This window comes from Actinomyces wuliandei, assembly GCF_004010955.1.
Classification (GTDB): domain Bacteria; phylum Actinomycetota; class Actinomycetes; order Actinomycetales; family Actinomycetaceae; genus Actinomyces; species Actinomyces wuliandei.
This window is the reverse complement of the sequence record NZ_CP025227.1, coordinates 2,900,230-2,925,064: the sequence shown is the minus strand read 5'-3', so window position 1 is coordinate 2,925,064 and position 24,835 is coordinate 2,900,230. Positions and strand designations below refer to the sequence as shown.

Here is a 24,835-nt window from a genome sequence, read left to right as displayed (position 1 = left end):
TGGCGTAACGCTGTCCTGCTCGGTTCCTTCCGTGGGTCTTCTCCCGGGTTCCTGCCCGGGACTCCTTGTCCAGGGGGTTGTCATGGTTCGTCTGGTTCGTCGTCGTTCGTTGCTGCTGGTGCCGGTGCTGGCTGGGGCTGGTGCGGTGGTGGGGTGCTCGGGCTCCGGGGGGTCTGGGGGCTCGTCGCAGGGGGCGTCGGGTGGGTCGTCTGCTGGCGCGTCGGGGTCGTCCTCGGGTGGGGCGTCTGCCCCGGTGGGGGTGCAGGAGGTGGAGACTCGTATGGCGGGGCACCGGGTGACGGTGGGGGTGTCCCCGGTGGTGCGGGTCTCGGAGGAGGCCTCGGTGGTGGTGCTGGAGGTGACCCGGGCCGAGGACGACATACACGTGGAGCACCGGAGCGACAGCGATGACGACGTGCTGTGGGTCAGCAACCTTCTGAGCGACAGGATCGCAAATCCTACTGGGGCGGTGGCGACTCGCCTGGCTGACCTGGACGGGGGGCGGGTGTGGGTGCCGACCCAGGACGGGCGCGGCGACGCCATCATGCTGGCTCCGGGGGAGTCGGGTACGGCGTATGTGCCCTTTGGGGTGATGGACGTGGACAGCGCGTGGGTGTTCGTGCCGATGACGGGCTTCATTCTTGTTCAGGTGGTGGACCGGGAGCAGGCGGCCGGGGTGGGTGTGGACCTGGAGGCGGTGGAGGCTGCGCTGGAGGATATGGGGACGGACTCCTCCCTGGCGGGGCCGGTGGCGCTGGGCACCTTTACGCGGGCGCTGGACGAGTCCTCCTCGACGCTGACCACTGACGAGGAGGTGGTGGTGACCCTGGCCAGTGACGTGACCTTTGAGTCGGACTCGGCCGAGCTCAGTGACGAGGCTGGTGCCCAGCTGGAGGTGGTGGCTGGTCAGGTGGGGCGCTACCCGGACGGGGGCAGCCTGGTGATTGTGGGTCACACGGATGACGTGGACGAGGAGGACTACAACCAGGGCCTGTCGGAGGAGCGGGCGCAGGCGGTGTCGGACCGTCTGGGTGAGCTGGTGGACCTGGGCTCCTGGGAGGTCGCGGTGGAGGGCAAGGGGGAGTCCGAGCCTGCGGTGGAGGGCACTGATGACGAGGCGCGGGCGGCCAACCGGCGGGTGGAGATCACCCTGACCCCCACCAAGGGCACCACCCGTGGTGGGCAGGGCGGTCCGGCTGCGTCGGCCTCGCCCTCTGCCTCGGCCGTGCCGTCCGCCTCGGCTGCTCCCTCCGCGTCTGCGTCGGGGTCTGGGTCTGGTGGGCTGCCGGAGGCCTACGGTCCGGTGGGCCCAGGGCCGGAGGGGGTCACGGTGACCGGGCGCCAGGGTGACGGTGAGCTGAGCGTGGTGCTGGAGCGGGTGACCCGGGCGGGGGGCTTCCTGCTGGGCGAGCTGGAGGTCACCGCCGGACCGGGCGGGACCGGTAACGACGGCAGCACCTTCCTGGGGGCGTGGCTGGGCGACGAGCGGGCGAAGGCCCTGTCCAACCCCCGGGGAGAGGGCGCGGGTGTAGACGGTATAGTGACTAGCAGCGGTCTGACGCTGTTGTCGGGCGGGGAGCGGGTCTTCCCTGCGGACTACCTGCCCCCGGGGAAGGACAGGCATATTCCCCTGACCGAACGAAAGTTGTCCTCCGTCATGAAGGAGGGGATGGTGACCCGGGTGTGCGTGGCCTGGCCGGACACGGGCCAGGACACCGTGGTCCTGGACCACGAGAGCCGGACCGAGAGGGGTGACTACGCCTTCCGCCTCACCGACGTCCCCGTCGTGGAGGCCTGAGAGCCAGCCTCCCGGCACCCGCCCGTGCCCTTACTTTGTGGGGCGGTAGACGGGGCAGCCGCCCCTAGGCGGACCGGCCCGAAGATGGTCCCCTATGACGGACAGTTGCTGTGTCCGGCGATCTCGGGGGTCCGACGTGTCCTGTTCTTCTTCCCGTCTGCGTAGTGAGGCGGGCCAGGCCACGGTGGAGCATGTCGGTGTGGCCGTGATCGTGTGCGTCCTGATCGGTGCCGTCGCGGTGGGTGTGGCCGCGACGGCCACGGACCTGGGGCGGACGCTGGTGTGCCAGGTCGGCAGCGCGATCTCCCAGCTGGCTGGCGGGGAGCCGCTGTCCTGCGGGAGCGGCACCGGGGAGGACACCTCGGTGCAGACCCAGGAGGACTCCAAGGCGCCGACCTCCTGCACGGTGGGGTCCCAGACGGAGTCCGGGGGCGCCTACGTCAAGATCGCCTTTGTCAAGCTGGGAGGGTCCACGGCCCTGGTGACCCAGGAGGAGCGCTACATTGACCCGGACACTGGTGAGGTCAGGTCACGGTACAGCGTGGTGGCCACCGACACCGCCAGCCTGGGGGTGGAGGTGGGCGCCGGGGCCGAGGCCAAGGCCGGTGAGAGCGGCCTGGGGGCGAACCTGTCCGCAGAGGCGGGGGTTGACATCAGCGTGGGGGACACCTGGGAGTTCGACACGCAGGAGGACGCCCAGGCTTTTATCGAGAACCTTGAAAAATACCGGGTCCAGCGGGATATGGCTCTGTACGACACGACCGGTGCCACCCTGGCGTACCAGTCCATGAATCCCGACAAGGTCGCGTCTCCGCCTCCTGACCCGGACAAGACCCGCAGATCCGTCGAGGTGGGTATGGGGGTCAAAGCGAAGGCAAAGGCAAACCCTGGTGACGGGGGCGGCCCGGGTGCCGGTGCCTATGTGGAGGCCTCCCTCGCCGGGTCCGTCGTGCGGGAGGATGATCACCGGGAGGGGCACGAGGGTGAGTCCACTGAGACCGTCACCTACTCCGGCAGCATTGGTGGGGGTGCCGAGCTCGGCTTCGAGGGGGTGAGCGGGACGGGCAGCTATGAGGGGGCTATGTCCACCTCCTACGACGGCGAGGGGAGGCTGACTGAGATCAGCTTCACCCAGACGACATCGGGGGACACGGGTCTGTCCGCCTCGGCGGAGTCGGACGCCGGTGACAGGGGCAGCGTCTCTGGTGAGGCAGGCGGGTCAGCCGGGCGCCAGGAGGTCACGACCACCACTGTGGAGGTCACTGACAGCAACCGTGCCGTGGTGGAGGAGTGGCTGGCCCAGGCCTACGTGACCGACCCCCAGACCGGTAGCACCACGCTCAGGGTCCCGGCCAACGTCGTCAGCCCGGACTCGCCCGCGCCCGATGACGAGATGCAGCAGCTCCTCTACGAGGAGGCCACCAGTGACACGGCCGTCTACGACACCAACGGCACCGAGCTCTCCCTGGGCGGGACCCTGTCGGCGGGGCTCAAGCTGGGTGCCGGCGTCAGCTCCGGCACCGAGGAGACCGAGCTGGTCTCCCACACCTACCTGGACAACAGCGGCTCGCCGGGCGGGACGCGCCCCCGTCGGGACAGTGATCTGTGTCTCGAATAGTTGGAGGCTCCACCCTGCTGGGCTCAGAGGGATACAGTGACGGACAAGTGACGGCTGAGGAGGTCGTGATGGAAGGTCTGCGGCGTCGTAGTCTTGTGGTGCTGGGTGCTGCCGGTGCGGCTGTGCTGGCTGGGGGCGGGTGCTCCTCGGGACCGGAGATTGAGGTTCCCCAGGGGTGGAGGCGGGTGAGTGCGGGCAGCGCGGCCTTCAACGTGCCCCAGGAGTGGCAGGAGGTCACCATCCCGGAGGAGGCAGACGTCGGGAGCTGGGACTGGGCGATGCAGGACGTGGCCGACTGGGACGACGAGTCGGTCGGCTGCCGTCTCCTGGTCATGACCCACGGGGCTGGTGACTTTGTTGATGCCCCTCCAGACAACGCGGAGGACATGGCCCTCGAGCTCTCCCTGGTGCAGGTCTTCGGGGGAGGCATCGCGGGACCTCCCTATGAGGTGGAGGGGCCGCCCGACCAGCTGTGGCGGATGGACCACAGGCTGCGGCTGTTCTCCCAGGAGGACAAGGAGGACAAGGACCACGTCCTGGTGGCCCAGGACGAGGGCAGGCCGGAGATCGCCATTATCGGGCTGAGCGGGCCGGGGGTGGACGAGGAGCTGATGTCCACGTTCACGGCCGGGATCGAGGTGCTTCATGACTGAGCGGACCCACTCGCGCTTCTTCTCCCGCAGCTCCTGGCCGCTGCCCGTCACCGTGCTCGTGGCCTGGGCAGTCGGCGCGGTCGTGCTGCCGGTGGTGCGGCGGCTGACCACCCTGGTCGGTGACCGCCTGGCATTCGCCGACCCTTCCTATGCCATGATCTATATGCTGCTGGTGGTGGTGGTCCCGGTGGTGGCTGCTGCCGCCAGCGCCCTGACCCTGCCCCGGCAGCGGGCGGGCAGGCTGGGGCTCACGCTGCTGTGCGCCATGCCCGTCCCAATCGTGTTCTTCGTGAACGTGGTGGCGCGGATGTCTCCGGAGTTCCCCCGGTATGAGCAGGTGGCGCTCCAGCTCATGGCCACCGGGGTCCTGGGGTCGTGTGCCGGTGCCCTGCTGGTCTGGCTGGTGCGCCGGGGCGCCGCCGGGCGCTGAGCCTGGTGCCGCAGGCTCAAGGGCTGCCAGGACTGAAGTTATGGGGCGCTCGCCCCTGTGCCGCCGGGGCTGGGCGTGGTTGACTGGCCGCAGTCGTGACGGACGGTGCAGGGGGCGCAGAGGCGGCACGTCGCCGCACGGTGCCACCCTTGTGCCCCGGCGGCGTGTTCCTCCGTGATGGTGTGCTGGTAAGGAGCTGGTGCGGGTGCGTCCCTCTCTGCTGCGTTCGGCGGTGTCCTGGCTGCCCTGCCTGTCCCTGCGGCCTCGACGCGGTGGGCCGGGCAGCGAGCGGGGCAGCATCCTGCCCTACGTGAGCGTGGCCTGCGCGGTCCTGGCGACGGTGGCGCTGGCCCTCATGACAGGCCTGGGCGACGTCACCCTCCACCGGCGTGACGCCACCACCGCCGCTGATGCCGCCGCCCTGGCCGCCGCCCAGGCCTGGGCGGACTCGATCGAGTCCATGTACGACGACGCCTACGGGGCCGACGACGATGATGGGCTGTGGGGGGCCGCAGGCAGCGGCATCGGCTCCTTCGCCGGGGCTGGAGTCAGGGGGGCCGCCAGCCGCTACGCCTCCCGCAACGGTGCGACCCTGACCTCACTGTCGATCGACTCCACCCGCAGGCAGGTCACCGTGAGCGTGGAGACGGACACCCCTGTGGAGGCCACCGGTGAGACGATGAGCGCCTCGGCCACCGCTGAGGTGGTCCTGGAGGAGGGCGCCTGCCTCAGCGGGGGCAAGGTCGGCTTCGATATCGGCGGCACCTGTGTGACCGCTCAGCCGAACAAGACCACGACCTCGACCTCCACAGGCGGCTCCTCACCAACGGCCTCGGCACCACCCACCTCCTTCACGGTGCCCGAGGGCATGGCCGACCAGGCGACAGTCTCCACCAAGCTGGTGCGCTGACCCTGGGGGCTGCCCGGGCCTGGGGCAGTCGTCGCCTCTGGGTGGGGGTGCGCCGCCACCCCGGCCGCAGCGGCAGCGCCTACCGGACCCCTCCTGGACGGGCCGGTTTCCTGTGGACAGGGGGCCGGGGCGATCCTAGACTGCCTGCAGGTCACGACCCTGCATCGTGCAGGTGTCAGGAAGCCCCTGTCTCGCTTCCTGCTGTCGACGAAAGGAACGCTGCATGCGTCGTCCTCCCCGGGCGCAACGGTCTCCACGGTGGTCCTCCCAGCGGCCTCCCTGGTTCTTGTGGTCGCTGCGCCTGGCTCCTGCCTGTGCCCTCACGACTCGGCGGAGGCAGGCTGTCCGCCACCAGGGGGTGCTCCAGGTCCTGGCAGCCGTGGGGCTGGTGGTGGGAGTCCTCGCCACCGGGACGGCGCCGGTGGCCGTGGCCGATGACGCGGCCGGCTCTGGCGCGGAGGCGGTAGCGGCGACCACGCGCCAGCTGTCCACCGGCTACCCCGGCTCCTCCGCGGGCTCCACCACCGCTGAGGACGACCCTGTGGCCGCCCAGGTGACAGCGCTGCTGAGAGCCAGCGCGCAGGAGTGCGCAACTGCCGGTTCCTGTGACGACCAGGCGGAGCCCACCCAGGAGGACAACGCCGGGACGGGCCGGGTCCGCCCCGGGCACCCCCTGGCCACAGGTGGGCTCGACCCGTCGGTGGAGTTCTCGGGGGCGGCCATCTCCCTGTCGGCCGCCCAGGACTACGCCGACCCGGCCCCCGGCGGCGAGGGCGAGGAGCCGCAGGCCACCGGGGCCGCCCAGCCCACTGCGACCGGGACCCCGGGCTCCTCACAGTCCCCGCAGCCCTCACAGGCAGTCGTGTCAGCCACCGGTGATGCTGTGGGCTACCAGCGTGCCAGCTCCCTGGAGCCCGACGGCACCGGTACCGTCTCCCACACCCTGTCCTACACCGCCCAGGTCCCTCCCCCTGCGCAGGACGAGGAGGACGCCTGGACCGCCTTCGGCACCACAGCGCCACCGGAGGGGGAGCGTACCTGCGTGGGGCTGCTGACCCTCACCTACGACAGCGGCGGTGACCTGGACAGCCTCGTTGCCACCCACGCCGCTGAGGGCGCCACCGAGGAAGGTGTTGACGGGGTGGATCCGGGAACGGTGGTGACCACCGTGGTCACCACCAGGCTGGAGGTCCCCGTGCTCAGCGACTCCGAGCGCGGACTTGTCACCGCCTACGCGCGTCACGCGAGCCTGTCCCCGGGTGGCCTGTCGGTCCCGCTGACGGCGCTGAGCCCCTCCGCTGCCCCGGGTGGGGAGCTGGCCGAGGTCATCGCGCTCCAGGCCACCACCACCCAGCAGATGCTGGAGGGCACGGCCATCACGGACCACGGCGGGCCGGAGGCGGTGACTCCCGGGTGGAGCGCGAGCCAGCTGGTCCAGGACCGCGACCAGCTCGCCACCCAGGAGCTCCAGCCGTGAGGCGCGGACGCAGGCGGGGGCAGCCGCGCGCGGTTCCTTCCGCTGCCCCTCCCACGCTCCTTTCCGCAGCCTTTCCCATGGCTCTTCCCATGGTGCTGCCCGCTGTCGTGCTCGCGGTCATCCTGGTGGCTGCGGGCTGCGCTGGTGGGCAGGAGGCTGGTGCGTCGTCCTCGCAACCGCAGGCGGGCGCCAGCGCGTGGCAGACTGCCTCAGCCGCCTCTGGGACACCGCAGCCGACGTCATTCCCGGGAGCTGGGGACACGGGTACCCCCGTCTCCTCCCCACAGACACAGCCCGGCTCTGCGGACACCGCGACGGACACCGCGACGGACGCTGCGGCAGACGCTGTGGCGGGTGCCATGATGGTCCTGCTGCCCGCCCCGGGGCTCATGCTCCGTGTCCCCGCCGACGCCACCACCGCGCAGACCACTGTCTACGAGGACGGCATGCGTCAGACCTACTACGACTCCGCCTCCGCCGCGCTCACGGTTGACGTCGAGTACTACGCGGACGGCTCCGTGTCGGCCTCTGACGTCCTCGCCTCGGAGCAGGAGGCCCTGGAGAAGCAGGGGGTGGAGGCCAGCACGGAGGAGGTGGGTGTCGAGGGGGCGGATAAGGCGGCCCTGCTGAGGTGGGAGTCCTCAGGGCCTGCTCCGTGGTCCCGGGAGTCGCGCCCGGGCGCGGCGGCTGTTGCCGGTGCCGCAGTCATTGTTGACGGGACGCAGGGCTACAACTACGGCGTGTACGTGCTGGCGGACTCAGCCAGTGCGAGCAGCCTGGAGCAGGCTGAGGCGGTCCTGGAGTCGATCGTGGTGAGCCCGGTATGAGGCTCGGGGAGGGCGCTGTCAGCCCCGCGTCAGGGCGTGGGGCCGTGAGCCAGCGGCGGGTCGTGGGCCGCCGTGGCCTGCTGGTCTCAGGGACTGGGGCCGTGGCCGGGGGTGCGGCAGCGGGGCTGGTGCCCGCCTGTGCCCGCTCGGAGGAGGCCGCCCCCAACGACGCGATGCACGCCGTGGCTGAGGTGGACCAGCCTCACGCCCCGTCCCCGGGCCCCCAGGAGCAGCCGACGGACTGGGTGCCGGTCAACGTCTCCGGCATCTCCTTCAGCCTGCTGTCAGCCATGGAAGGTCCCACGCCCCACCGCGACTGGGGGCTGTACGTCGTGTCCTACGACATGGTCTCCTCTGCCTCCTCCCAGGAGGGCTTTGACCAGCGGCTCATGGTCTCCGCCCTGGACACCACTACGACTGCTGACGGCCTCAGGCAGACGGTGGACCTGGCTGTGGCCAGGCTCGTCACCGGCTACGCCCAGCTCGCCCGTGTCTCCTGGCAGCACGACAGCGGGACGGCTGTGGAGCGCACCGCCTTCTCCTGGGGGCCTGATGGCCTGTGGTGCGGCTGGACCTGGATTCTTGCCTCGAGCGTCGGTGCTGGTGTGGTGACCCTGCTGGGGACCTACACCGACGACGGGCTGCGCAACGGTGTCGAGGACACCCTGGACCTCGTCAGGAGGCAGTCATGACACGCTCCTCGCGACGGGCCGGGATAGCGGTGGCTCTGACAGCATCGGCTGGCCTGGCGGCCACGGTGGTGGCAGGGTGCTCCTCCGGCCCTGGTCCTGGGGCCGGGTGGGACAGGCCGCAGGACGGCAGCCTCTGCCTGGCTGTCCCCTCTGGCTGGGACCGGACCGTGCCCCAGTCTGGTCTGTGGACCACGCGGTGGACAGACCCCTCGGACAGCTCCAGCCTGCTCATGACAGCCCAGTCCGTGACCGCCGCCGACGTGTACCAGGCACTGGACCTGGCGATGAACGCCGCCCGCGCCGTCACCCGTGGCTACCGTCCCGTCGGGGAGCGGACGGCGCTGTCCGACGGGAGCACCCTCCTGGCCCGTCAGGACTACCAGGCCTCCTGGCCCTACGAGAGCAGGGGCACGACCTGGGCGGTGGGCAGAGGGTCGCAGGTCGCGCTCGTGGACCTCTCAGGCCAGGAGGTCACTGACAGCCAGGTCGAGACCGTAGGGCGGTGGATCGAGCTGGTGTAGCCCGACCCCGGCACCACCCCCCGGTGCCACGGCTGCGCCAGGTTCACCAGGTGTGAGAGCTGCCGCCCGGCTTTCGTCGTGACCAGGAGGCACGGTAGTCTGCCCGCGTCACTGATAGCGAAGGAAGAGACCTTGTCATGACCCAGCCCCCCGCCCCTGGCCAGCCCTACTACCCTCAGCAGCCCTCGGCACCCTCCGCCCCCGCTCCTGTGGCCCCTGCCCCGGGTCAGCCCTACCCGCCCCAGCAGTTCCAGGCGGCGCCTGCCGCCAGCGCCCCTGCAGCACCAGGAGCCGGGGCACCGGTGCAGCCCTACCCGCCCCAGGCCCCCGACTCCTTGTTTGGCAACCTCTTCGACACCTCCAGGGGCTACGTGGAGCGGTACGGGAGGGTCGTCTTTGTCGTGGCTGTCGTCGCCGTCGTCGTGAACTGGCTCTACTCTGCCTACAACACTGGAGCCAGCTACTTCAACCGCGACACCTTTGAGAGCGGGTTCAGCTTCGGCGAGTTTGTCGTTGACCTGCTCTTCCACGCCCCGTGGAACATGACCCTGATCCTGCTCATCCGTCTCTTTGTCGAGCTCGTGCGCAGCTCGGTCAGGGGCGGGGGGCGCCCCTGAGGCAGCCTGCTGCACCAATGAGTCCATGACAGGCACAAGCACATGAGGAGCAGGCTGTGAGCTCCTTCGAGACCGATGATGGCCAGCCCCGCTACGGCAGGCGCGTCAGCCCTGAGGAGCTGGCGGCGATCCTGGCTGAGCAGGGTATCGAGCCTGCCCGGTCGGCTCCCGACCTTGCCGACGGGGAGCAGGCGCGGCAGGTGCCGCAGACACTGTCGGCGCCTGTCCAGGCCTCCTCAGGCTCGGGGTGGGTCTCACCACCGGGTGGTGTGGGCCTGGAGCGCTGGACCAGCCAGCCGGGCAACCGCCGCAGCACCCGCCCGGTCCGCAGGACCTCAGGGCGCCGCCGGTGGCGTACGGTGGCTGTCGGGCTGGTGCTGGTCCTGGTCGTGCCCCTGGCTCTCGCGGCTGGTGCGTTCCGCATGGCCGTGGACTGGAGCGGTGCGGAGACGACGGTCCTGGGGGAGTCGGGTGCTGTCTACCTTCAGGAGGGCACCCAGACCATGGTCTACTCCAGCTCCCAGGGACAGACCACGGAGTGCACGATCACCGGCCCTGACGGCTCTGCGGTCCCCAAGGCCGTGCCGGAGCAGGGCATCCCCTATGCCAGGTTCACTGCCTCTGCCAGCGGGACCTACACAGTGCGCTGTGAGGGCGGCACCGAGGGGATGCTTGTGGGGCCGCCGCTGCGCACCGACCGTCTTGTGACGGCTGGTGCCATGCTGCTGGGGGCGCTTCTGTGCGGTGTCACCGGCCTTGCCGTCACTGTCGTGGGGCTGTCCCGAGGCGCGCGTCGGCGGGCCTGAGCGAGCAGGGTAGGCAAAGACCGCCACAGGAGGCTGCCAGGGGCAGCCGGTAGACGAAGCCGGGCTCGGACAGTGTGCTCGCGCTCTGGCGTCCTCGGTGTTTCTCACGCGTGTTTCTTACACTTTGTGACGCCTTCACGGATCTTGGCGACAGCACGAGTGCCCCGCACCGGAGTGTGCGGGGCACTCGCCCTGCGATCAGAAGACTGCGGTTCCTGGCTCAGGGCCAGGGCTGGCTTCAGGACCTCAGTCGCGGCCGATCTTTCTGTCGGCAGCGTCGCGAACAGAGTCGATCTTGGCGTCAGCCTTGCCGCCGGATACCTTCTTGGCGACACCCGCAGCAGTGTCGAGCGCCTTGTCGCTGATCTCCTCCGCCTTGTCGGAGCCCAGAGCCTCGCTGGCCTTCTTCGTCAGGTCCTCAAGTCCCATAGTGGTGCCTCCTTCCGTCGGGTGGCGCGGCGTCGGCTGACGTCGGCCTCGTGGCATATAGTGCCAGGTCTCCGCCCGTGAGGCGAGCACCAGCCTGCGGGACCGCCCGTGACGGCGGTACGGCGCGGTAACGGCGGGCGGTGCTCCCCGCGTGTGCGAGAGGGTCTGGAGGCCCCCAGAGGCTCAGGAGGTTCCTGCCTGCGGGCAGGGCTCCTAGAAGTCCCGGCGCCTGGCGCGCAGGGTGTCGAGCTCCTTTGCGCGCCCCTGGCGGCGCGCAGCGTGGCCGCTCCACCCCAGGACCAGGAGGGTCAGGCCGATGGCGGCCGTGACGACGGGACCGGGACCGCGCGGCAGCAGGTGGTACAGGAACCATCCCTCGGCAAGGGTAGTGCTGACCAGAGGCGGCAGCGAGACGACGACCAGGAGCAGCCCGGTGACCCGTGCGCCCAGCGTCGAGCGGCCGACGGACGCCCCGGCGGCAACCAGCAGGACCAGCGCTCCCAGGATGCTGGCGGTGGTCACCAGGCTCAGGTGCACATCAGGGGAGACCGCGACCCGGTAGTACCTGTTCAGGATGACAGCGGTCAGGGCGAGGCTGCCCAGGACCCAGGGGAGTGAGGCAAGGTGGTCGCGTCGTCGGGACGGGGGCGGCGTCGGCGTCGTGCCGACCTCCTTGTCTGACTGCATGAGCCTGAAGGCCAGACGGCCCTGGACGTGCCCGCCGCGGCGGGCCAGGCGTGTCCCCCAGGCCCCACCTAGCCACAGGCCCGCCATGACCAGCACCATCCAGGTGTGGGCCAGGGGGCCGGCCCAGGGCGCGGAGATAGTGACAATGTGCCCGGGGGCCAGGAGGATCACCATCTGGGCCAGGAGGGCTGTCAGCCCGGTGGCCAGGGCCCCGGCTGAGGAGCGGGCCGCGAAGAAGGTGGCAGCCGAGGTGCACAGGACGCCGAAGACCGCCAGCATGAGAAGGGACTGCAGGACCGCCCCTGCGGCGTCCCTGGTAGCAGCCAGGCCGACGACTGTCAGAGAGGCGGGGGCCACAACGGTACCGATACCTGCGGCCAGGACGTGGTCGCGGCGTCGTCCCCGCGGAGCGGCGGCCGCACTGGCACCAGGGGGCGGCGCCGGTGGCTGCGCAGGGTGGTGAAGGGAGGGGGAGGTACTCATCTAGCCTAGTCTAGAGGGGTGCCGACGGCACAAGGACACGCTGCCCCCGTCGGAGGCCTCCCGCAGGCCTGAGACGGGTGCCTGCACCCGCCTCCTGTTGCAGATGGTCACAAGAGCATCTCTGTCGTCGCGGGGGCAGGTGGCGCGGTGTCGCGGATCCGGATGAGCCCCTCGGGGATCGGTTCAGTTGAAAACGTGCAAACTGGTGCTCATCGGTCGGGGGAGGTTGTCCCGGGCCTGTTGTCCTGTCTGGCTGCCCTGTCTAGGGGCCTGGCGGATCCTGCGGTCTGTGCACGCAGGCGGTACCGGCTCCCGCAGTGTGCGACAGTGACGCCGTGGACAGCACGACGAGCCCTCCCGCCGGTGGCGGGCACACGCGCGACAGGCTGGACGCGGGACTGGCGTCCGCCCCCGCCAGGCGGCTCTCCCGTAGAAGGGGCGAGGCCGCTGCGGACTCAGCAGCACTGGCCGCCCTGGAGGCCATCGCGGGTGACCGGCGGGTAGCCCAGGCCGAGGAGGCTGTCCGGGAGGCCTCGGCCAGGCTGAGGTGGCACGAGGCCCTGAGGCGCCGGTGGCGCGAGGCGCGGGCTGAGGCGTCCGTACGCTGCGCGGTCGCCTCAGGAGGCGTGGACGGCGTGGTCCTGCCAGCCAGCGTGCTGCGTGAGCACGTGGTGGCAGGCCTGGAGGACGCGGCCACCGGTGACCCGGCTCTGGACGCGGTGGCAGGTCTGTGGCGCGCAGGAGGCCGAGTGGTGGGGTGGATGCCGGACCTGGTCGGGTCCGGGCGCCCGCCCCCGCCCTCGGCGCGGGGGCTGATGGCCGCGCTGCACCGTGACGTTGCTGGACCGCTGGCGGCCTCCGGCCAGATCACCATGGAGGAGGTCGCTGCCCCGCGCGCACCCGGTACGGCACCCCGGGAGGGCGGGCCGGTGCAGGCCCCGCAGGGGGAGGAGCTGGTCGCCCGGGTCGGTGCGCTGCTGGAGATGGTGGACCTCCCCGGCGCCCCGGCTCTGGTGCGGGCTGCAGTCGTCCACGCGGAGACGGCGGTGGTGCGCCCCTTCACCGTGGGCAGTGCCGCCCTCGGCAGGCTCCTGGCCCGTCACCTTGTCACCCGTGACGGCCTGGAGCCCACAGGGACGGCGGTGACGGACCTGTGGGCCGCCCGGTCCCCGGCGTCCTACGCCGAGGCGCTGGGCGCTTACGCCTCCGGAAGCCTGGACGGGGTGGTGTCCTGGGTGCAGTGGCAGGCTGAGGCGCTTCTCCTCGGCGTGGAGGAGGCGGAGTCCCTGTGCCGGGCGGTGCAGGCCGGGACCTGGAGGGCGGGCTAGCCGGGCACCGGCCTGCGGACCAGCAGGCTCAGGGACGGCTCAGGTGCCCCCGTTCTGGACGACGGGCCACCAGCCAGCCTGCGGTGCCAGCGGCGGCCAGGATGCTGAGGCTGCCTGCGAGCGCGCCGGGCAGAGGGCCACGGGGACGCGGCAGGGCGGGCCAGCGGGGCTGCCACGTGGTACGCAGCGTGACTGGCCGCTCAAAGTCCCGTACCGGCCAGCCCCGGGCCTCGGCCAGCCTCCGCAGGCTCCGGTCAGGGTTGACGGCGACGGGGTGCCCGACGGCGGTCAGCATCGGCTCGTCGGAGGAGGAGTCCGAGTAGGCCCAGGAACGACTGAGGTCCACGCCGTGGGCCTGGGCGTCCTCTGCCAGGGCGCGGCTCTTCTCCTCGTGGAGGAGGCGGCGCCGGATGCGTCCGGTGAAGCGGCCGTTGGCGTCCACCTCCAGGGTGGTCGCCACGGCCCGGTCGGCTCCGAGCACCTGGGCGACCGGCTCGACGATCTCGGCCAGGGAGGCGGAGACCACGACGACGTCGTGCCCGGCCTGGCGGTGCCCGGCAATGAGGTCGAGCGCCTCGGCGTAGACGGCGGGCTCGATAGCGGTGGACAGCGCGCCCTGGACCACCTCCTGCAGACGCCTGCGGGGCAGTCCGGCTGTCAGGGTCGCCAGGCGGTCCATCAGGCGGGTCGTGCGAGAGGCGCCAGCCCCCACCAGCAGGTAGGGCAGCTGCGCCACGACACCACGGGCCAGGGCCACGGTGGACAGCAGGCCTGAGCGGTGCATCGGCGTGCTCAGGGCAAAGGCCGTGGAGGTCGCCAGGATGGTCTTGTCAAGGTCGAAGTACGCCGCCGGGCGGCGGGTGTCCTGGTCGGGGCTCGCGGAGCTTGTGGGGCTCATGGCCCTATCATCACACTGGACAGTCGTGGTTGCACCAGGTTGCCAGGTCTTTTCCGCGTTTTTCCACGTCTTTCCTCATCTTTCCACTCCTTTTTCGTGGCTGTGGCCGGTCACCACAGGGTGCCTGAGGCAGCCGCTCTTCACAAGGATGCGGCGGCGGGGTCTCGCGCTGGGGCCGGGACGCGCACCCTGGAGCCCTCAACCCAGATGCCCGGCAACACCCATCAATGACCACCAATGCCCGGTACTACCCAGGAATACCGCGCATACCCGCGCCCACGCAATCATGCACAGCTTGTGCCCCGGCCGTGGCCGGAGCCGGAGAGGACACTGAATGCCTGCCCTACCACCCCAGCCGACCCCAGATCCCTCACCAGGCCCCGCTCGGCGGGACCACGGCTCCGGTGCCGGAGACGGCGGTCCCGGGGCGCGCCTTGTCGCGGTCACCGGTGCCCGGGGGGGCCTGGGCGCGAGCACGCTCCTGCTTCACCTGGCCTGGGCGCTCGGACGCGGGGGCTGGCGCACAGCGGTTGTCGACCTGGACCCGGCAGGTGGTCTGGGGATGCTCCTGGGTGACGACGTCCTGCCCGGTCTGCGGTGGGCTGACCTGCCGACCCAGGAGACGGCCTTCCGGGCGGCACGCCTGGTCGGGGCGCTACCGGTGTGGCACACCGTGTCCGTTCTGACCGGCGATGCCAGGGGAGGCCCGCTCGTGCGGGGTGACGGCCGCCTTCCTGGGTGCGTGGACGCCGTGCTGACGGCCGTGGCCCGCGAGCACGAGGTGGTCCTGGTGGACCTGCCACGAGGTCTGCCTGCCCCGCTGTCCGCGCAGGTCCTGCTTCTCACCGGGCGCGACCTGCCCTCGGCGGTCGCTGCGGAGGTGCTCGTTCCCTGGCTGCGGGCTTCTGTCCTGGGGCAGGGAGCGGTGCGCAGCAGCGGCTGCCAGGACACCGCCTGTGTGGGTGCGGGGGAGAGCGACCCGGTGAGCCTGGTGGTGCGTGCCTCAGGCGAGGACGTGACAGGCGCCGATCTTGAGCGCATCACCGGGTGCCGTGTCCTGGGGTCCGTGCCGAGGGACCGTGCTGTCCTTCAGCGTGCTGCCCGGGGTGAGGACCTGGTGCGCTCACGCTCCGCCATGCGCAGGGCTGTCTCTGCCCTGGCGAGACGGCTCGTGCCGGGCACCGGGACGGCATCCCCCTCTGGGTGGCAGGACTCGGTGGTACGACGGGAGGGCCAGGCGTGGCAGTGACGTCAGGTTCCGAGCTGGCCCGGGTCCGCCGCGCCCTCGCCCACGGGTCCCGGCTTGACCAGGCGCTTGAGGAGGTCACCGACCCTGCCACCGGTGAGCTGGGTCTGGCCCGCCTGAGGCACAGGGTGCGCGCCGACGCGGAAGGCGCCGGACCGCTCCTGCAGCCCCTCATCGACACCCCAGGTGTCACCGACGTCTTGGTGCTCGCCGGCCTGACCTGGGTCGACCGCGGGCACGGGGTGGAGAGAGTCGCCTGTCCGGTGATGCCGGAGAGCCAGGTCCGCGCGCTCGCGGTACGGATGGCCGCCTCAGCGGGGCGCCGTCTTGACGACGCCAGCCCGGTGGTGGACGCGACCCTGTCGGACGGGACGCGCCTCAACGCCGTCCTGCCGCCCCTGAGCAGTCAGGGCACGGTGATCAGCCTGCGGACCAGGAGGCCCCAGGGGTTCAGCCTGGCAGAGCTTGTCGGCGCGGGGACAGTGGCTCCAGGCCTTGACGCCGTGCTGGCTGCCCTGGTGGCGCAGCGGGCCAGCTGCCTGGTCACCGGGGCCACCGGCACGGGGAAGACCACCCTCCTGGCTGCCCTCCTGGGGCTGGTACCGGCCAGCGAGCGCATTGTCTGCATTGAGGAGGCCAGCGAGCTGCGTCCCCGTCACCCGCACGTCGTCCACCTCCAGGAGCGCGGGGACAACATCCAGGGTGCCGGTGCCGTGAGCATGACCTCCCTGGTGCGGGCGGCGCTGAGGATGAGGCCGGACAGGATTGTCCTGGGAGAGTGCCGGGGACCTGAGGTCAGGGACGTCCTGACCGCGCTCAACACTGGTCACGAAGGAGGCTGGGCCACCCTGCACGCCAACTCTGCGACGGACGTGCCTGCGCGCCTGACCGCCCTGGGAGCACTGGCCCGCCTCGACGAGGGCGCTGTCGCCTCCCAGGCCGCGAGCGCCCTCGACGCCGTGGTCCACCTGCGGCGTCTCCCGGGAGGCCGAGGGGGAGCGGAGCATGAGGATGCGTCACCGGGGCCGCCGGGGCCGCCGGGGGCGCGGTGGGTGTCCTCGGTCGGTGTGCTCACGCGGGAGGCCACCGTAGCCGGGGCGGTTCTCACCTGCCAGGAGGCCCTGAGCGTGTCAGCCGAGGGTGTGACAGCCGCCGGGCCTGCCATCGACCGCCTGGTGTCGCGTGTCGGTGAGGGCCCGGTGTCAGCGGCCCTGTCACAAGGCACGCGGGGCCGCCACCGCCCCGTGAGGGGGCTGCCGTGAGTGGGGGCGCATGGGTGGCGGCAGTCCCGACCTCCCCGGCAGTCTCTCTCGCAGTCTTCTTGGTGGTCTTCCTCGCGGTCTTCCTGGCGGTCTCGGTCGTGCTGCTCCCGCTGCGACGCGCTCGGGCCGGCGCCTGGGGCACGACCCGCCCGGTGCTGCCGGTGCGGGTGACGACGTCGCACCGGCAGGTGGATATCGGCCTGCTGCTGACCGAGGTTGCCAGCCTCCTGAGGGCGGGAGCCTCCCCGGCTCGGGCATGGTCGCGGGCGCTGGGGCGCTGTGGGGTGGTTGAGGGGATCGACCCCGGGGAGGACGGCGTTCCTCCCGCGCTTGCGGACCTGGGGGTCCCGACTGCGACGCTGACCTGGCCGCGGTGGGAGCAGGGGCGCCTGTGCTGGCAGCTGCCCGCCCGCGGCGCGGCGCGGCGACGGCTTCAGGCTGCTGCGGCGGCGGTCCCGGGAGCGGCTGCGGCCTGTCGGCTGTCAGCCTCCCTGGGTGCTCCACTGGCTGAGGTCCTGGATGCCGTGGCCTCCGGTGTCGCCGAGTCGGGGCGCGCCGAGGCCTCGCGGGTCAGCGCGCTGACCGGGCCGCGTACGACAGCCCGTCTCCTGGCGTGTCTGCCGCTGGTAGGGCTGGGCCTGGGGGCTGTGGTGGGTGCTGACCCGGTCTCCTTCCTCCTGGACGGAGGATGGGGTTCGGTCCTGGGGGCGACGGGAGCCGCGCTCATGGTTGCCGGGCACCAGGTCACCAGGGGCATGGTGCGGGCGGCCACCGCCTCAGCCCGCGGTACTGACGAGGCGCTTGTCCTGGACCTGGCCTCCGCCTCCCTGGCCGCCGGGGCGTCGCTGCCTGGGGTGCTGGTCGCTCTGGGCGAGGCCGTGGAGGAGGAGGCGTTCTGCGTGGTGGGCCGGGCACTGCTGCTGGGGGCAGGGTGGGAGGAGGCCTGGGACGCTCCCGGGGACCCGGTGTGGCGGAGCAGGTACGCCAGCCTTGAGGGGTGCCTGCGGCCCGGCTGGGAGGACGGTGCCTCACCGCAGACGCTGCTGGCGGCCACGGCTGCCACGGTCAGGGTGGGCCGCAGGGCCAGGGACGAGGAGGCCGCCGAGCGTCTTGCGGTGCGTCTGGTGGTGCCCCTGGGTGCGTGCCACCTGCCTGCCTTCGTCCTCCTGGGGCTTGTGCCCGTCATCGCCTCGGTCGGTGCGGGACTGCTGGCCTCATGACGCTAGGGTGATGGCGGCGACCTCATGACGGTGAGCCTGGTGGCGGGTTGCCCGCCGTCCGGCCCCACCCGGTCTGTTCCGTAACCATGGGTGCTCCTGACCGCCTTGGAGACCCGCCCGCCCCGCAGGTGGTTGACGTCATCGGCCTGGCCCAGTCCCGCGGGGTGGCCGGGTACGCGCTGGCCGGGTCAGACCCGGCCAGGCGTGCTGCGGACGCTGCGGCTCGGCGGACCACCACTGCTCCACACGAAGGACCGCACCCTGTCGGCTGCACTGCGTGCGGCGGTGGGATGCGTGCGTCGCAGGCCGACGGGCTGGCACCATGTGACCATGGCACTGTCGAAGAAGCTGCTGAGCCGCGATGAGGTCGTCGTGCGGCACATGCGTACCCATGCGAAAGTCCTCCTGTGGCGGGTCCTCCTGGAGGTCGTCGTTCTCGCCGCCGCAGTCGCGGGGTCGGTTCTTGCCCCGCAGGGCTGGAGGCCGTGGGGCCTTGTAGCGCTGTGGGCACTGGTCGTCGTCGTGAGCGTCCCCCTCCTGCTCCTGCCGTGGCTGAGGTGGTACACCGACACCTACACGATCACCACGAGGCGGGTGATCACCCGCTCCGGCATCCTCAGGCGCACCGGTCACGACCTGCCCCTGAGCCGTATCTCCGACGTGCAACAGGACAAGGACCTCAACGACCGGCTCTTCGGCTGCGGCACCCTCATACTCCAGACCAGCTCAGACGACCCGCTCCCCCTCAGGGACGTCCCCCACGTGGAGACGGTGCAGGTCGAGATCGTCAACCTGCTCTTCAACGACGTCCAGGGGGCTGTTGACGCGGACCCCCGGCGCTGAGCCCTGCCCGGTGCCTGGCTCAACGCCGGGTGCCGGGCAGGACTCAGCGGAACCAGGCGGACGTCGTCCTTTCTCGGTCCTCCCTAGCCACGTGCCTCCACCACGACGACGGCCTGGGAGATGCCGCTGAACGTGGCGGCCGGGCCAGGGGTGACAGGTTGAGGGACAGGTCCTTGGCCCGGGCGTGCGTCCCGGGCCAGAGGGTGTCGATGGCGGTGGCGCCAGCATTCCGCAGGACAGGAGTAGAAAGAGACATGGCGGGCGGGCCGCGTCCCGCCACGACGGCAGCCCCGGTCTCGCCAGCCGACGTACACACTGAGGAGAGACATGCGTATCAGCGTCCTGGAGCAGATTCCCCTGTTCGAAGGCGGTAGCCCGTACCAGGTCCTTCGTGACGTGGTCCACCTGGCCCGTGGCGTGGAGGAGGCAGGCTTCCACCGCCTGTGGCTGGCGGAGCACCACAGCACGGGGGTCTTCCAGTCCTCGGCCCCGGACCTGCTCATGATGCACGTCCTGGACGGCACCCGGCGTATCCGTGTGGGGTCGGGGGGAGTCATGGCCATGCACTACGGCTCCCTGCAGGTGGCCGAGCGCTTCGCCACCCTGGCTGCGCTCCACCCCGGTCGCGTGGACATGGGCCTGGGGCGCGCGCCCGGCGGCGACATGCGTGCGGCGGGGGCGCTCAACCAGGGGCGTGTCATCGACCCCGACTCCATCAACCTCCTCGTCGAGGAGGCTGTGGCCCTGCTGCGTAACGAGCTCACGGCCGACCACCACTACGCCTCCCTGACGGTGGACCCCAGGCCCGAGCAGCTGCCCGAGCTGTGGCTCCTGGGCTCCTCGGGCCAGTCCGCGGCGTGGGCGGGCTCCCGGGACCTCAACTACGCCTACGCGCAGTTCTTCACCGGCCGCCAGCAGGTAGAGGTCATGGACCACTACCGGGCACACCTGCCTGCTGGGCACCAAAGCGGCCAGACGCTGTCGGCCCTGTGCGTCAGTGCTGCCCCGACCAGGCAGGAGGCCTGGGAGCAGGCCCTCGTGGCTGCCGACGCCCGCTACGCGCTGCGTACCGGCCGTCCGGTCCGCTTCCGGGACCCCGCCACCCTGGAGGCCTCCTACCGGGCCCAGGTGGAGGCCTACCTTGAGCGGGACACGGCTGTCATCGTGGGCACCTACGACGAGGTCGCCTCCCAGGTCACGACCTTTGCCGAGAGCCACCACACCGAGGAGGTCATGCTCATCAGCTACATCAAGGACGTCGAGACCAAGATCCACCAGTACACCGAGCTCGCCGCCCGGCTGGCCTGAGCCGTCGTGGTGACGGTGCAGTGCGGCGTAGTGACGGCGTAGTGGCGGTGTCGGGACGTAGCGACAGTGGTGTGGCGGCTCAGCCCGTACCCGGCTCAGTCCTTGGGAGGCGCTACCGTCGCCTCATGAACGTCGCGCTCCCGCAGCCCGCCCCCTCCGCTGACCCCGGGGCGGCGGTGCCCCCTGCGCCGCGTGCCACCGCCGAGCAGGCCCTCAGGCTGCGCAAGGACCTGGAGGCCAGTGGCTGGGGCGTGGACGCCGTCGCCCACCTGCTGGGAGAGGTGGGTGACGCCGCCCTGCGCCGAGAGGTCCGCCTCCCCGCCCTGCGGGCGCTGCGGGCCGCCATGGACGAGGACCGGGCCGCAGGCGCGAGGCCCTCGCCCCCGGCCGTCCTGACTGCCTTGTTCATGCTTGGTGAGCCGGTGTCGGCCGCCGAGCTCGACCACGTCCTGAGCCGCACCCGTACCCGCGGTGCGGCCGCTACCGGCCTGGTCAGCCCGCCTGACACCAATGGCCGGGTCCGTGCCCTGGTGGACCTGCGTCCCCACGAGGCCCGTGACGACACCGGGCAGGTGCGCTGGTGGGTGGCCTCCGACCTGGGTGAGATGGTCACCGGCCGTGAGCTGGCACCCGGCCACGTCCTGGGCATCGGCGGGGCGGGACTGACCTTGGCGGGCCTGGTCCCGCGCACACCGGTGGGTACCGCCCTGGACCTGGGGTGCGGCTGCGGGATCCAAACGCTCTACCTCCTGCGCCACGCCGAGCACGTGACTGCGACGGACGTCTCGCGCCGGGCACTGGACTTCACCGCCTTCAACGTCGCTCTCGCCGGTCAGGAGGAGCGGGTGGAGCTGGCGGCAGGCTCCCTGCTGGAGCCGGTGGCAGGGCGTCGCTTCGACCTCGTGGTCTCCAACCCCCCGTTTGTCCTGACGCCTGCTGCGGTCCGTGAGGCGGGGCTGGCGCTCATGGAGTACCGCGACGCCGGCGAGGACGTCCTGCCTGGGCTCGTGGCGGGCCTGGGTGCCCACCTGCAGGCGGGGGGCACCGCCGTGCTGCTGGGGAACTGGGAGCACCACCAGGGGAGGGACTGGCGCCGGGACGTCGCCGACTGGCTGCCGGAGGAGGCCGACGCCTGGGTCGTCGAGCGGGAGCAGCAGGACCCGGTGTCCTACGCGGCCATGTGGCTGCGTGACGGCGGGGTGGCCCCCGAGCGGGCACCGGAGGCCTTTGACGCCGCCGTCGGGGCGTGGGTCGGGGACTTCGAGGAGCGGGGGGTGGAGGGGGTCGGCTTCGGCTACCTGGTCCTCCACCGCCCGCAGGCACCGCGCAGGCCCTGGCGGGTGCTGGAGGAGGTCACCACGGCAGTGGAGGCTCCCCTGGGGCCGCACGTCGCCCAGGTGCTGGAGGCCCAGGACCTGCTGGCTGGCCTGGACGACGACGCTGTCGCCACCCTGCACCCCGTGCTGGCTGCCGACGTCACCGAGGAGCGCCACCTGGTGCCAGGCGCCGCAGAGCCCTCGGTCATCATGCTGAGGCAGGGTGGGGGCTTGGGGCGTGCCGTCCCGGTGAGCACAGCGGTCGCCGCCCTGGCAGGGGCCGCCGACGGCGAGCTGAGCGTGGCGCAGGTAGCGCAGGCGGTGGCGGTCCTGACCGGGGCTGGCACGGCCGCCGACGCCGTCGCAGTGCGTGCCGAGCTCGTGGCGGGCGTGCGCGAGCTGGCCCGCTGCGGGTTCCTGACCTTTGGGTGAGGGGGTGGGGCATGGTCCAGGCTGTGACCCTTCGCGTTCCGGCTTCTCCCTCTGGCGGTTTGCGAGGTTGGGGTACGTCCTGGGAGGGCCGGGTGGCCGCATAGCGTACCCCGGACTCGCATATCGCTGACGGGTCGGGGGTGGGGCTGGTCTGTCGCTGGCGGGTCCCGGCCTGCTGCGTGCGGTTTCCGGCCCACGTACCGGTGCGGGTTCGGGCTTATCGGCCTAGACCTCGGTTGCGTCGGTGGTTTCGGGTGGGGGTCTGGTGTGGGGTGGGGGGCTGGGTGGGCTGCTGGGCGGCTTGGGCGACACGGGCCTTGATGTCGGCCAGGATCTCCTCGGGGGTGGTCTTGTGGCCCGGCTGGCCCGCCCGGGACGGTCTGGGGCCTGCCTGGGGCTGTGCTGGTGGCGTGCGCACGGCGGCGGTGGGCGAGTGGGGGAAGGAGGCCTCGCGCAGACGGGCGGTTCGGGAGAGGTCTGCCCCGGCGGGTGCCTCCCGTGCGGCCCGGGGCTGGTTGCCCTGGCGGGCCGCCTGGGCCACTCGGGCCTTGATGTTGGCCAGGACCTCCTCGCGGGTGGTCTTGTGGCCCGGCTGGCCCGGTCCGGCCGGGGTGGCGCCCGTGTGGGTGGGGCCTGGCTGCCCGGTGGCGGGGCCGGGCCGGTCTGGCTGGTGGGGCTGCCCGGTCCCGGGCTGGGTCGTGGCCGAGGGCGCGGGCTCCTGCGCCCGGGCGGGTGGGTGCCAGGGGTCGTGCCCGGTGGCGATGGTGGCGGCGAGGTAGGTGGGTGTCCACGGTGGTGCGCGGGGGCTGGTGGCGCTCCTCTGGGCCTGGGTGCGTGGCTCCAGGTGCGCCTGGCCGGCACGCAGGTCCTGGGCCAGGTCGGGGGAGCTGGTCAGCACGGCGCGCACCAGGAGGCGCACCTGCGCCCTCTGGTCGGGTGGGACGGCCAGGGCGGCCTGCTCCAGGACCGCCACCATGGGTCTGTTCTGGGAGCCCACCGAGGAGTTGACCTGCCCGTGGCCCAGGGAGGGGTAGCCGGGCTGCGGCCCGGTGGTGGCGGGGCCGCCTGGCCCCGCCAGGAGCTGGTCGGGCTCGTGGAGGACCACCAGCGCCCGGTTCACCTCCAGCGCCTTGGCCTGGGCATCCTCCTTGGAGAGCTGGTGCACGTGCCGCAGGTCGTGCATGACCTCCTTCATGAAGTTCTTGCGGGCTCGCTTGGTGGTACCGGAGGTGGGCTGGCGGCCCTGGGTGCGGTAGGCGCGGATGCCTTCCAGCAGGCGCTCCGCGCTGAGCAGGGACAGGGCGGAGAGCTGTCGGTCCAGCTGGCGGGTGAACTCAGCCACCAGGACCTGGGTGGAGTCGTGGTGGCCGGTGTGGAAGAACACCTCCACCGGCGTGGCCGAGTGCCACGCCAGCGGGCTCGCCGGTGCCGCCACGGCCCCCTCCCACACCAGCACGCTCTGCCCGCCAGCCCGCCCTGGGGTGAACATGTCACCAGCCACCAGGGAGGCATCCCCGCCACCGCCGCCGTGGCCGGGGGCTGGGCCACCACCACCGGCCCCGCCGCCAGGCGCGGCGGGACCAGCAGCAGGGGCGGTGGGGCGCCCGCGCCTGCGGAGCCGGTCCCGCCAGCGCCTGGGCGTCACGACCCCGCCCCCGGACCGGGGCCGGTGCCACCAGGGCCGCTACTGGTGCCGCCGGGACCGTCACCCTGGCTGGTGGTCTGGCCTCCTGCGGCGATGGTGGCGGCGACCTGTGCGGCGGCGGCGGAGAAGTCCTCCACCAGGGTGTGCTCCTGGGCCTGGGCCAGAAAAGTGAGGTGCGCGGTGGCGTCCTCGATGCCGACCTGGCTGGTGCTGACCCGCCCGGTGAAACAGCAGGCGGGGGTCAGCCCGTAGACCTGCCCCGCCCCAGCACCCCCCAGGTTCTCGACGGCCCAGCCCACCACCGGGGTCCCGGAGCCGTCCCGGGAGCCTCGACGCACCGCGTGCCCGCGACAGCGCCCGTGCAGCCCACGCAGCCCTGTCCTCCCCGGTTTGCGAGCTCGGGGTACGTTGTGCGAGGCCCCGGCGCTCGGCTGGCGCACCCCAGACTCGCAAGCTGCTCAGGCCGGATGAAGCCGTCCGGACCGACGGGCCTCCCGCCGGTGGCAACCCTGTTCCGCGCCGCCACCGGGCTGTGCTGGGCCTGGGCCAGCCTAGGACCGGGCTGGCCGGGCCGGGGCCTCACCGAGCTCGACGGAGCGGACCCGCACCGGAGCCTCCCCGTGACTGTTACCAGTCTCAGTGCTGCCAGCCTCAGCGTCCTGGCCCGTGGCACCGGTGTCCGGGCTGTCGGCAGCCGCAGTACCGCTGTCAACAGGCTCAGTGGCTACGTCCGCGCCCTGGACCGCCCCGGCGACCTTGACGCTGAAGGAGCCGGTGACCTTGGCGGCCTCCACCAGGTCGGAGCGCACCGACTCCACGGCTGGCTGGTAGTCGGCAGCGACCTCCAGCACGGCGCTGAGGATCGGGGTCCTCTGGCTGGTCCTGGCCTCCGACTTCACCCGGCGCAGCGCCGCCAGGACGGTGCCCGCCTGGGCCACCAGGGCCGGGTCCGCCCCCTGGGCGGCCTGGCGCAGCCCTGCCGCCTCAGGCCAGGCTGAGCGGTGCACGGACCCGGTGCGGTACCAGCTCCACACCTCCTCAGTGGCGTAGGGCAGGAACGGGGCGAGCAGCCGCACGAAGGTGTCCACCGCCAGCGCCAGGGTGGTCCGGGCGCTGCGCACCGCACCAGCCGTGTGGGTGCCCTCGGCGTCGTTGGCACGGTCCTTGCCCAGCTCGATGTAGTCGTCGCAGAAGGTCCAGAAGAACGACTCGGTGACCTCCAGAGCGCGGGCGTGCCGTCGCAGCTCTGGGGAGGCCTCGGCCCAGAACTGGCTCGTCATCTGCGGCGAGACGGGGCGTGGCAGCGGTCCGAGGTCCAGGGACCTCCCCATCGACGTGATGCGACGAAGAGCCTGCCCGCACGCGGAGGTCGTGGGCTCATCAAAGCGC

At 71.9% G+C, this 24,835-nt stretch carries 23 protein-coding genes and 1 pseudogene; 18 read left to right on the top strand and 6 right to left on the bottom strand.

Features of this window, described 5'->3' with window-relative positions; genetic code table 11:
• The first annotated feature begins 82 nt into the window (after positions 1-82).
• The 11 genes from CWS50_RS12095 (at position 83) to CWS50_RS12045 (ending at position 10,349) form a co-directional block, all read left to right on the top strand.
• Positions 83-1,798 (top strand): OmpA family protein, encoded by a 1,716-nt coding sequence (locus tag CWS50_RS12095; RefSeq protein ID WP_257494138.1) that lies wholly within the window; start codon positions 83-85, stop codon positions 1,796-1,798.
• 199 nt (positions 1,799-1,997) lie between these two features.
• Positions 1,998-3,416 carry a hypothetical protein gene (locus CWS50_RS12090; protein WP_127842992.1) on the top strand — a complete coding sequence of 473 codons (1,419 nt, stop codon included), beginning with the start codon at positions 1,998-2,000 and terminating at the stop codon, positions 3,414-3,416.
• 68 nt (positions 3,417-3,484) lie between these two features.
• On the top strand, positions 3,485-4,069 hold the full coding sequence (locus tag CWS50_RS12085; protein ID WP_127842991.1) for a hypothetical protein: 585 nt from the start codon (positions 3,485-3,487) through the stop codon (positions 4,067-4,069).
• Positions 4,062-4,499 carry a hypothetical protein gene (locus CWS50_RS12080; protein WP_127842990.1) on the top strand — a complete coding sequence of 146 codons (438 nt, stop codon included), beginning with the start codon at positions 4,062-4,064 and terminating at the stop codon, positions 4,497-4,499. Before CWS50_RS12085 ends, CWS50_RS12080 begins: the two co-directional genes overlap by 8 nt.
• Before the next feature lie 205 nt (positions 4,500-4,704).
• Positions 4,705-5,409, top strand: coding sequence for a pilus assembly protein TadG-related protein (locus CWS50_RS12075; protein ID WP_164860145.1), 705 nt, complete (start codon positions 4,705-4,707; stop codon positions 5,407-5,409).
• Between the two features lie 223 nt (positions 5,410-5,632).
• Positions 5,633-6,886: a hypothetical protein gene (locus tag CWS50_RS12070; RefSeq protein ID WP_243118339.1), complete on the top strand. Its 1,254-nt coding sequence runs from the start codon at positions 5,633-5,635 to the stop codon at positions 6,884-6,886.
• 77 nt (positions 6,887-6,963) lie between these two features.
• Positions 6,964-7,713, top strand: coding sequence for a hypothetical protein (locus CWS50_RS12065; protein ID WP_127842988.1), 750 nt, complete (start codon positions 6,964-6,966; stop codon positions 7,711-7,713).
• Between the two features lie 44 nt (positions 7,714-7,757).
• Positions 7,758-8,405: a hypothetical protein gene (locus CWS50_RS12060; RefSeq protein WP_243118338.1), complete on the top strand. Its 648-nt coding sequence runs from the start codon at positions 7,758-7,760 to the stop codon at positions 8,403-8,405.
• Positions 8,402-8,926 (top strand): hypothetical protein, encoded by a 525-nt coding sequence (locus CWS50_RS12055; RefSeq protein ID WP_127842987.1) that lies wholly within the window; start codon positions 8,402-8,404, stop codon positions 8,924-8,926. The genes CWS50_RS12060 and CWS50_RS12055 overlap by 4 nt, the downstream gene beginning before the upstream one ends.
• Positions 8,927-9,063: 137 nt before the next feature.
• Positions 9,064-9,543 carry a collagen-like protein gene (locus tag CWS50_RS12050; RefSeq protein WP_127842986.1) on the top strand — a complete coding sequence of 160 codons (480 nt, stop codon included), beginning with the start codon at positions 9,064-9,066 and terminating at the stop codon, positions 9,541-9,543.
• Between the two features lie 56 nt (positions 9,544-9,599).
• Positions 9,600-10,349, top strand: a complete 750-nt coding sequence (locus tag CWS50_RS12045; protein ID WP_127842985.1) for a hypothetical protein — start codon at positions 9,600-9,602, stop codon at positions 10,347-10,349.
• A gap of 246 nt (positions 10,350-10,595) precedes the next feature.
• Here CWS50_RS12045 and CWS50_RS12040 read toward each other — a convergent pair whose 3' ends face one another.
• Together CWS50_RS12040 and CWS50_RS12035 are read right to left on the bottom strand one after the other, a co-directional pair.
• Positions 10,596-10,778, bottom strand: coding sequence for an Rv0909 family putative TA system antitoxin (locus CWS50_RS12040; protein ID WP_127842984.1), 183 nt, complete (start codon positions 10,776-10,778; stop codon positions 10,596-10,598).
• Between the two features lie 213 nt (positions 10,779-10,991).
• Positions 10,992-11,948 (bottom strand): hypothetical protein, encoded by a 957-nt coding sequence (locus tag CWS50_RS12035; RefSeq protein WP_243118337.1) that lies wholly within the window; start codon positions 11,946-11,948, stop codon positions 10,992-10,994.
• Positions 11,949-12,283: 335 nt separating this feature from the next.
• Between CWS50_RS12035 and CWS50_RS12030 the strand changes: the two genes are divergently transcribed.
• Complete coding sequence (locus tag CWS50_RS12030; protein WP_306821245.1) at positions 12,284-13,276, top strand: Fic family protein; 993 nt, start codon at positions 12,284-12,286, stop codon at positions 13,274-13,276.
• 28 nt (positions 13,277-13,304) lie between these two features.
• Here the strand turns inward: CWS50_RS12030 and CWS50_RS12025 are convergent, their stop codons facing one another.
• Entirely contained in the window at positions 13,305-14,174 is an 870-nt protein-coding gene (locus tag CWS50_RS12025) for an HAD family hydrolase (RefSeq protein WP_127842983.1), read from the bottom strand.
• 334 nt (positions 14,175-14,508) lie between these two features.
• On the opposite strand from CWS50_RS12025, the gene CWS50_RS12020 reads away from it, so the two are divergent.
• The 6 genes from CWS50_RS12020 to CWS50_RS11995 all read left to right on the top strand — a co-directional run bounded on the left by CWS50_RS12020 (position 14,509) and on the right by CWS50_RS11995 (position 21,801).
• Positions 14,509-15,423: a nucleotide-binding protein gene (locus CWS50_RS12020; RefSeq protein ID WP_127842982.1), complete on the top strand. Its 915-nt coding sequence runs from the start codon at positions 14,509-14,511 to the stop codon at positions 15,421-15,423.
• On the top strand, positions 15,420-16,682 hold the full coding sequence (locus CWS50_RS12015; protein ID WP_127843450.1) for a TadA family conjugal transfer-associated ATPase: 1,263 nt from the start codon (positions 15,420-15,422) through the stop codon (positions 16,680-16,682). Before CWS50_RS12020 ends, CWS50_RS12015 begins: the two co-directional genes overlap by 4 nt.
• Complete coding sequence (locus tag CWS50_RS12010; RefSeq protein WP_243118336.1) at positions 16,679-17,902, top strand: type II secretion system F family protein; 1,224 nt, start codon at positions 16,679-16,681, stop codon at positions 17,900-17,902. Before CWS50_RS12015 ends, CWS50_RS12010 begins: the two co-directional genes overlap by 4 nt.
• 330 nt (positions 17,903-18,232) lie before the next feature.
• The gene (locus CWS50_RS12005) at positions 18,233-18,745 is read left to right on the top strand and encodes a PH domain-containing protein (RefSeq protein WP_127842981.1); all 513 of its coding nucleotides are present in this window, start codon (positions 18,233-18,235) and stop codon (positions 18,743-18,745) included.
• 327 nt (positions 18,746-19,072) lie between these two features.
• Complete coding sequence (locus tag CWS50_RS12000) at positions 19,073-20,053, top strand: MsnO8 family LLM class oxidoreductase (protein ID WP_127842980.1); 981 nt, start codon at positions 19,073-19,075, stop codon at positions 20,051-20,053.
• A 125-nt stretch (positions 20,054-20,178) separates the two neighbouring features.
• Positions 20,179-21,801 (top strand): DUF7059 domain-containing protein, encoded by a 1,623-nt coding sequence (locus CWS50_RS11995; RefSeq protein WP_127842979.1) that lies wholly within the window; start codon positions 20,179-20,181, stop codon positions 21,799-21,801.
• A gap of 217 nt (positions 21,802-22,018) precedes the next feature.
• Here CWS50_RS11995 and CWS50_RS11990 read toward each other — a convergent pair whose 3' ends face one another.
• The 3 genes and pseudogenes from CWS50_RS11990 to CWS50_RS11980 form a co-directional block, all read right to left on the bottom strand.
• Positions 22,019-23,446 carry a polymorphic toxin type 15 domain-containing protein gene (locus tag CWS50_RS11990; RefSeq protein WP_127842978.1) on the bottom strand — a complete coding sequence of 476 codons (1,428 nt, stop codon included), beginning with the start codon at positions 23,444-23,446 and terminating at the stop codon, positions 22,019-22,021.
• Positions 23,443-23,784, bottom strand: a complete 342-nt coding sequence (locus CWS50_RS11985; RefSeq protein WP_127842977.1) for a hypothetical protein — start codon at positions 23,782-23,784, stop codon at positions 23,443-23,445. The genes CWS50_RS11990 and CWS50_RS11985 overlap by 4 nt, the downstream gene beginning before the upstream one ends.
• Before the next feature lie 213 nt (positions 23,785-23,997).
• Positions 23,998-24,708 (bottom strand): annotated as a pseudogene (locus CWS50_RS11980) (class I tRNA ligase family protein); the annotation flags it as partial.
• Between the last annotated feature and the right edge of the window lie 127 nt (positions 24,709-24,835).

What these genes read in the sequence shown, in the direction of transcription:
- CWS50_RS12095 (WP_257494138.1), top strand. Translation starts at nt 83, where the DNA reads ATGGTTCGTCTGGTTCGTCGTCGTTCGTTGCTGCTGGTGCCGGTGCTG.
- CWS50_RS12085 (WP_127842991.1), top strand. Translation starts at nt 3,485, where the DNA reads ATGGAAGGTCTGCGGCGTCGTAGTCTTGTGGTGCTGGGTGCTGCCGGT.
- CWS50_RS12080 (WP_127842990.1), top strand. Translation starts at nt 4,062, where the DNA reads ATGACTGAGCGGACCCACTCGCGCTTCTTCTCCCGCAGCTCCTGGCCG.
- CWS50_RS12070 (WP_243118339.1), top strand. Translation starts at nt 5,633, where the DNA reads ATGCGTCGTCCTCCCCGGGCGCAACGGTCTCCACGGTGGTCCTCCCAG.
- CWS50_RS12065 (WP_127842988.1), top strand. Translation starts at nt 6,964, where the DNA reads ATGGCTCTTCCCATGGTGCTGCCCGCTGTCGTGCTCGCGGTCATCCTG.
- CWS50_RS12055 (WP_127842987.1), top strand. Translation starts at nt 8,402, where the DNA reads ATGACACGCTCCTCGCGACGGGCCGGGATAGCGGTGGCTCTGACAGCA.
- CWS50_RS12050 (WP_127842986.1), top strand. Translation starts at nt 9,064, where the DNA reads ATGACCCAGCCCCCCGCCCCTGGCCAGCCCTACTACCCTCAGCAGCCC.
- CWS50_RS12040 (WP_127842984.1), bottom strand. Translation starts at nt 10,778, where the DNA reads ATGGGACTTGAGGACCTGACGAAGAAGGCCAGCGAGGCTCTGGGCTCC.
- CWS50_RS12035 (WP_243118337.1), bottom strand. Translation starts at nt 11,948, where the DNA reads ATGAGTACCTCCCCCTCCCTTCACCACCCTGCGCAGCCACCGGCGCCG.
- CWS50_RS12025 (WP_127842983.1), bottom strand. Translation starts at nt 14,174, where the DNA reads ATGAGCCCCACAAGCTCCGCGAGCCCCGACCAGGACACCCGCCGCCCG.
- CWS50_RS12020 (WP_127842982.1), top strand. Translation starts at nt 14,509, where the DNA reads ATGCCTGCCCTACCACCCCAGCCGACCCCAGATCCCTCACCAGGCCCC.
- CWS50_RS12005 (WP_127842981.1), top strand. Translation starts at nt 18,233, where the DNA reads ATGGCACTGTCGAAGAAGCTGCTGAGCCGCGATGAGGTCGTCGTGCGG.
- CWS50_RS12000 (WP_127842980.1), top strand. Translation starts at nt 19,073, where the DNA reads ATGCGTATCAGCGTCCTGGAGCAGATTCCCCTGTTCGAAGGCGGTAGC.
- CWS50_RS11995 (WP_127842979.1), top strand. Translation starts at nt 20,179, where the DNA reads ATGAACGTCGCGCTCCCGCAGCCCGCCCCCTCCGCTGACCCCGGGGCG.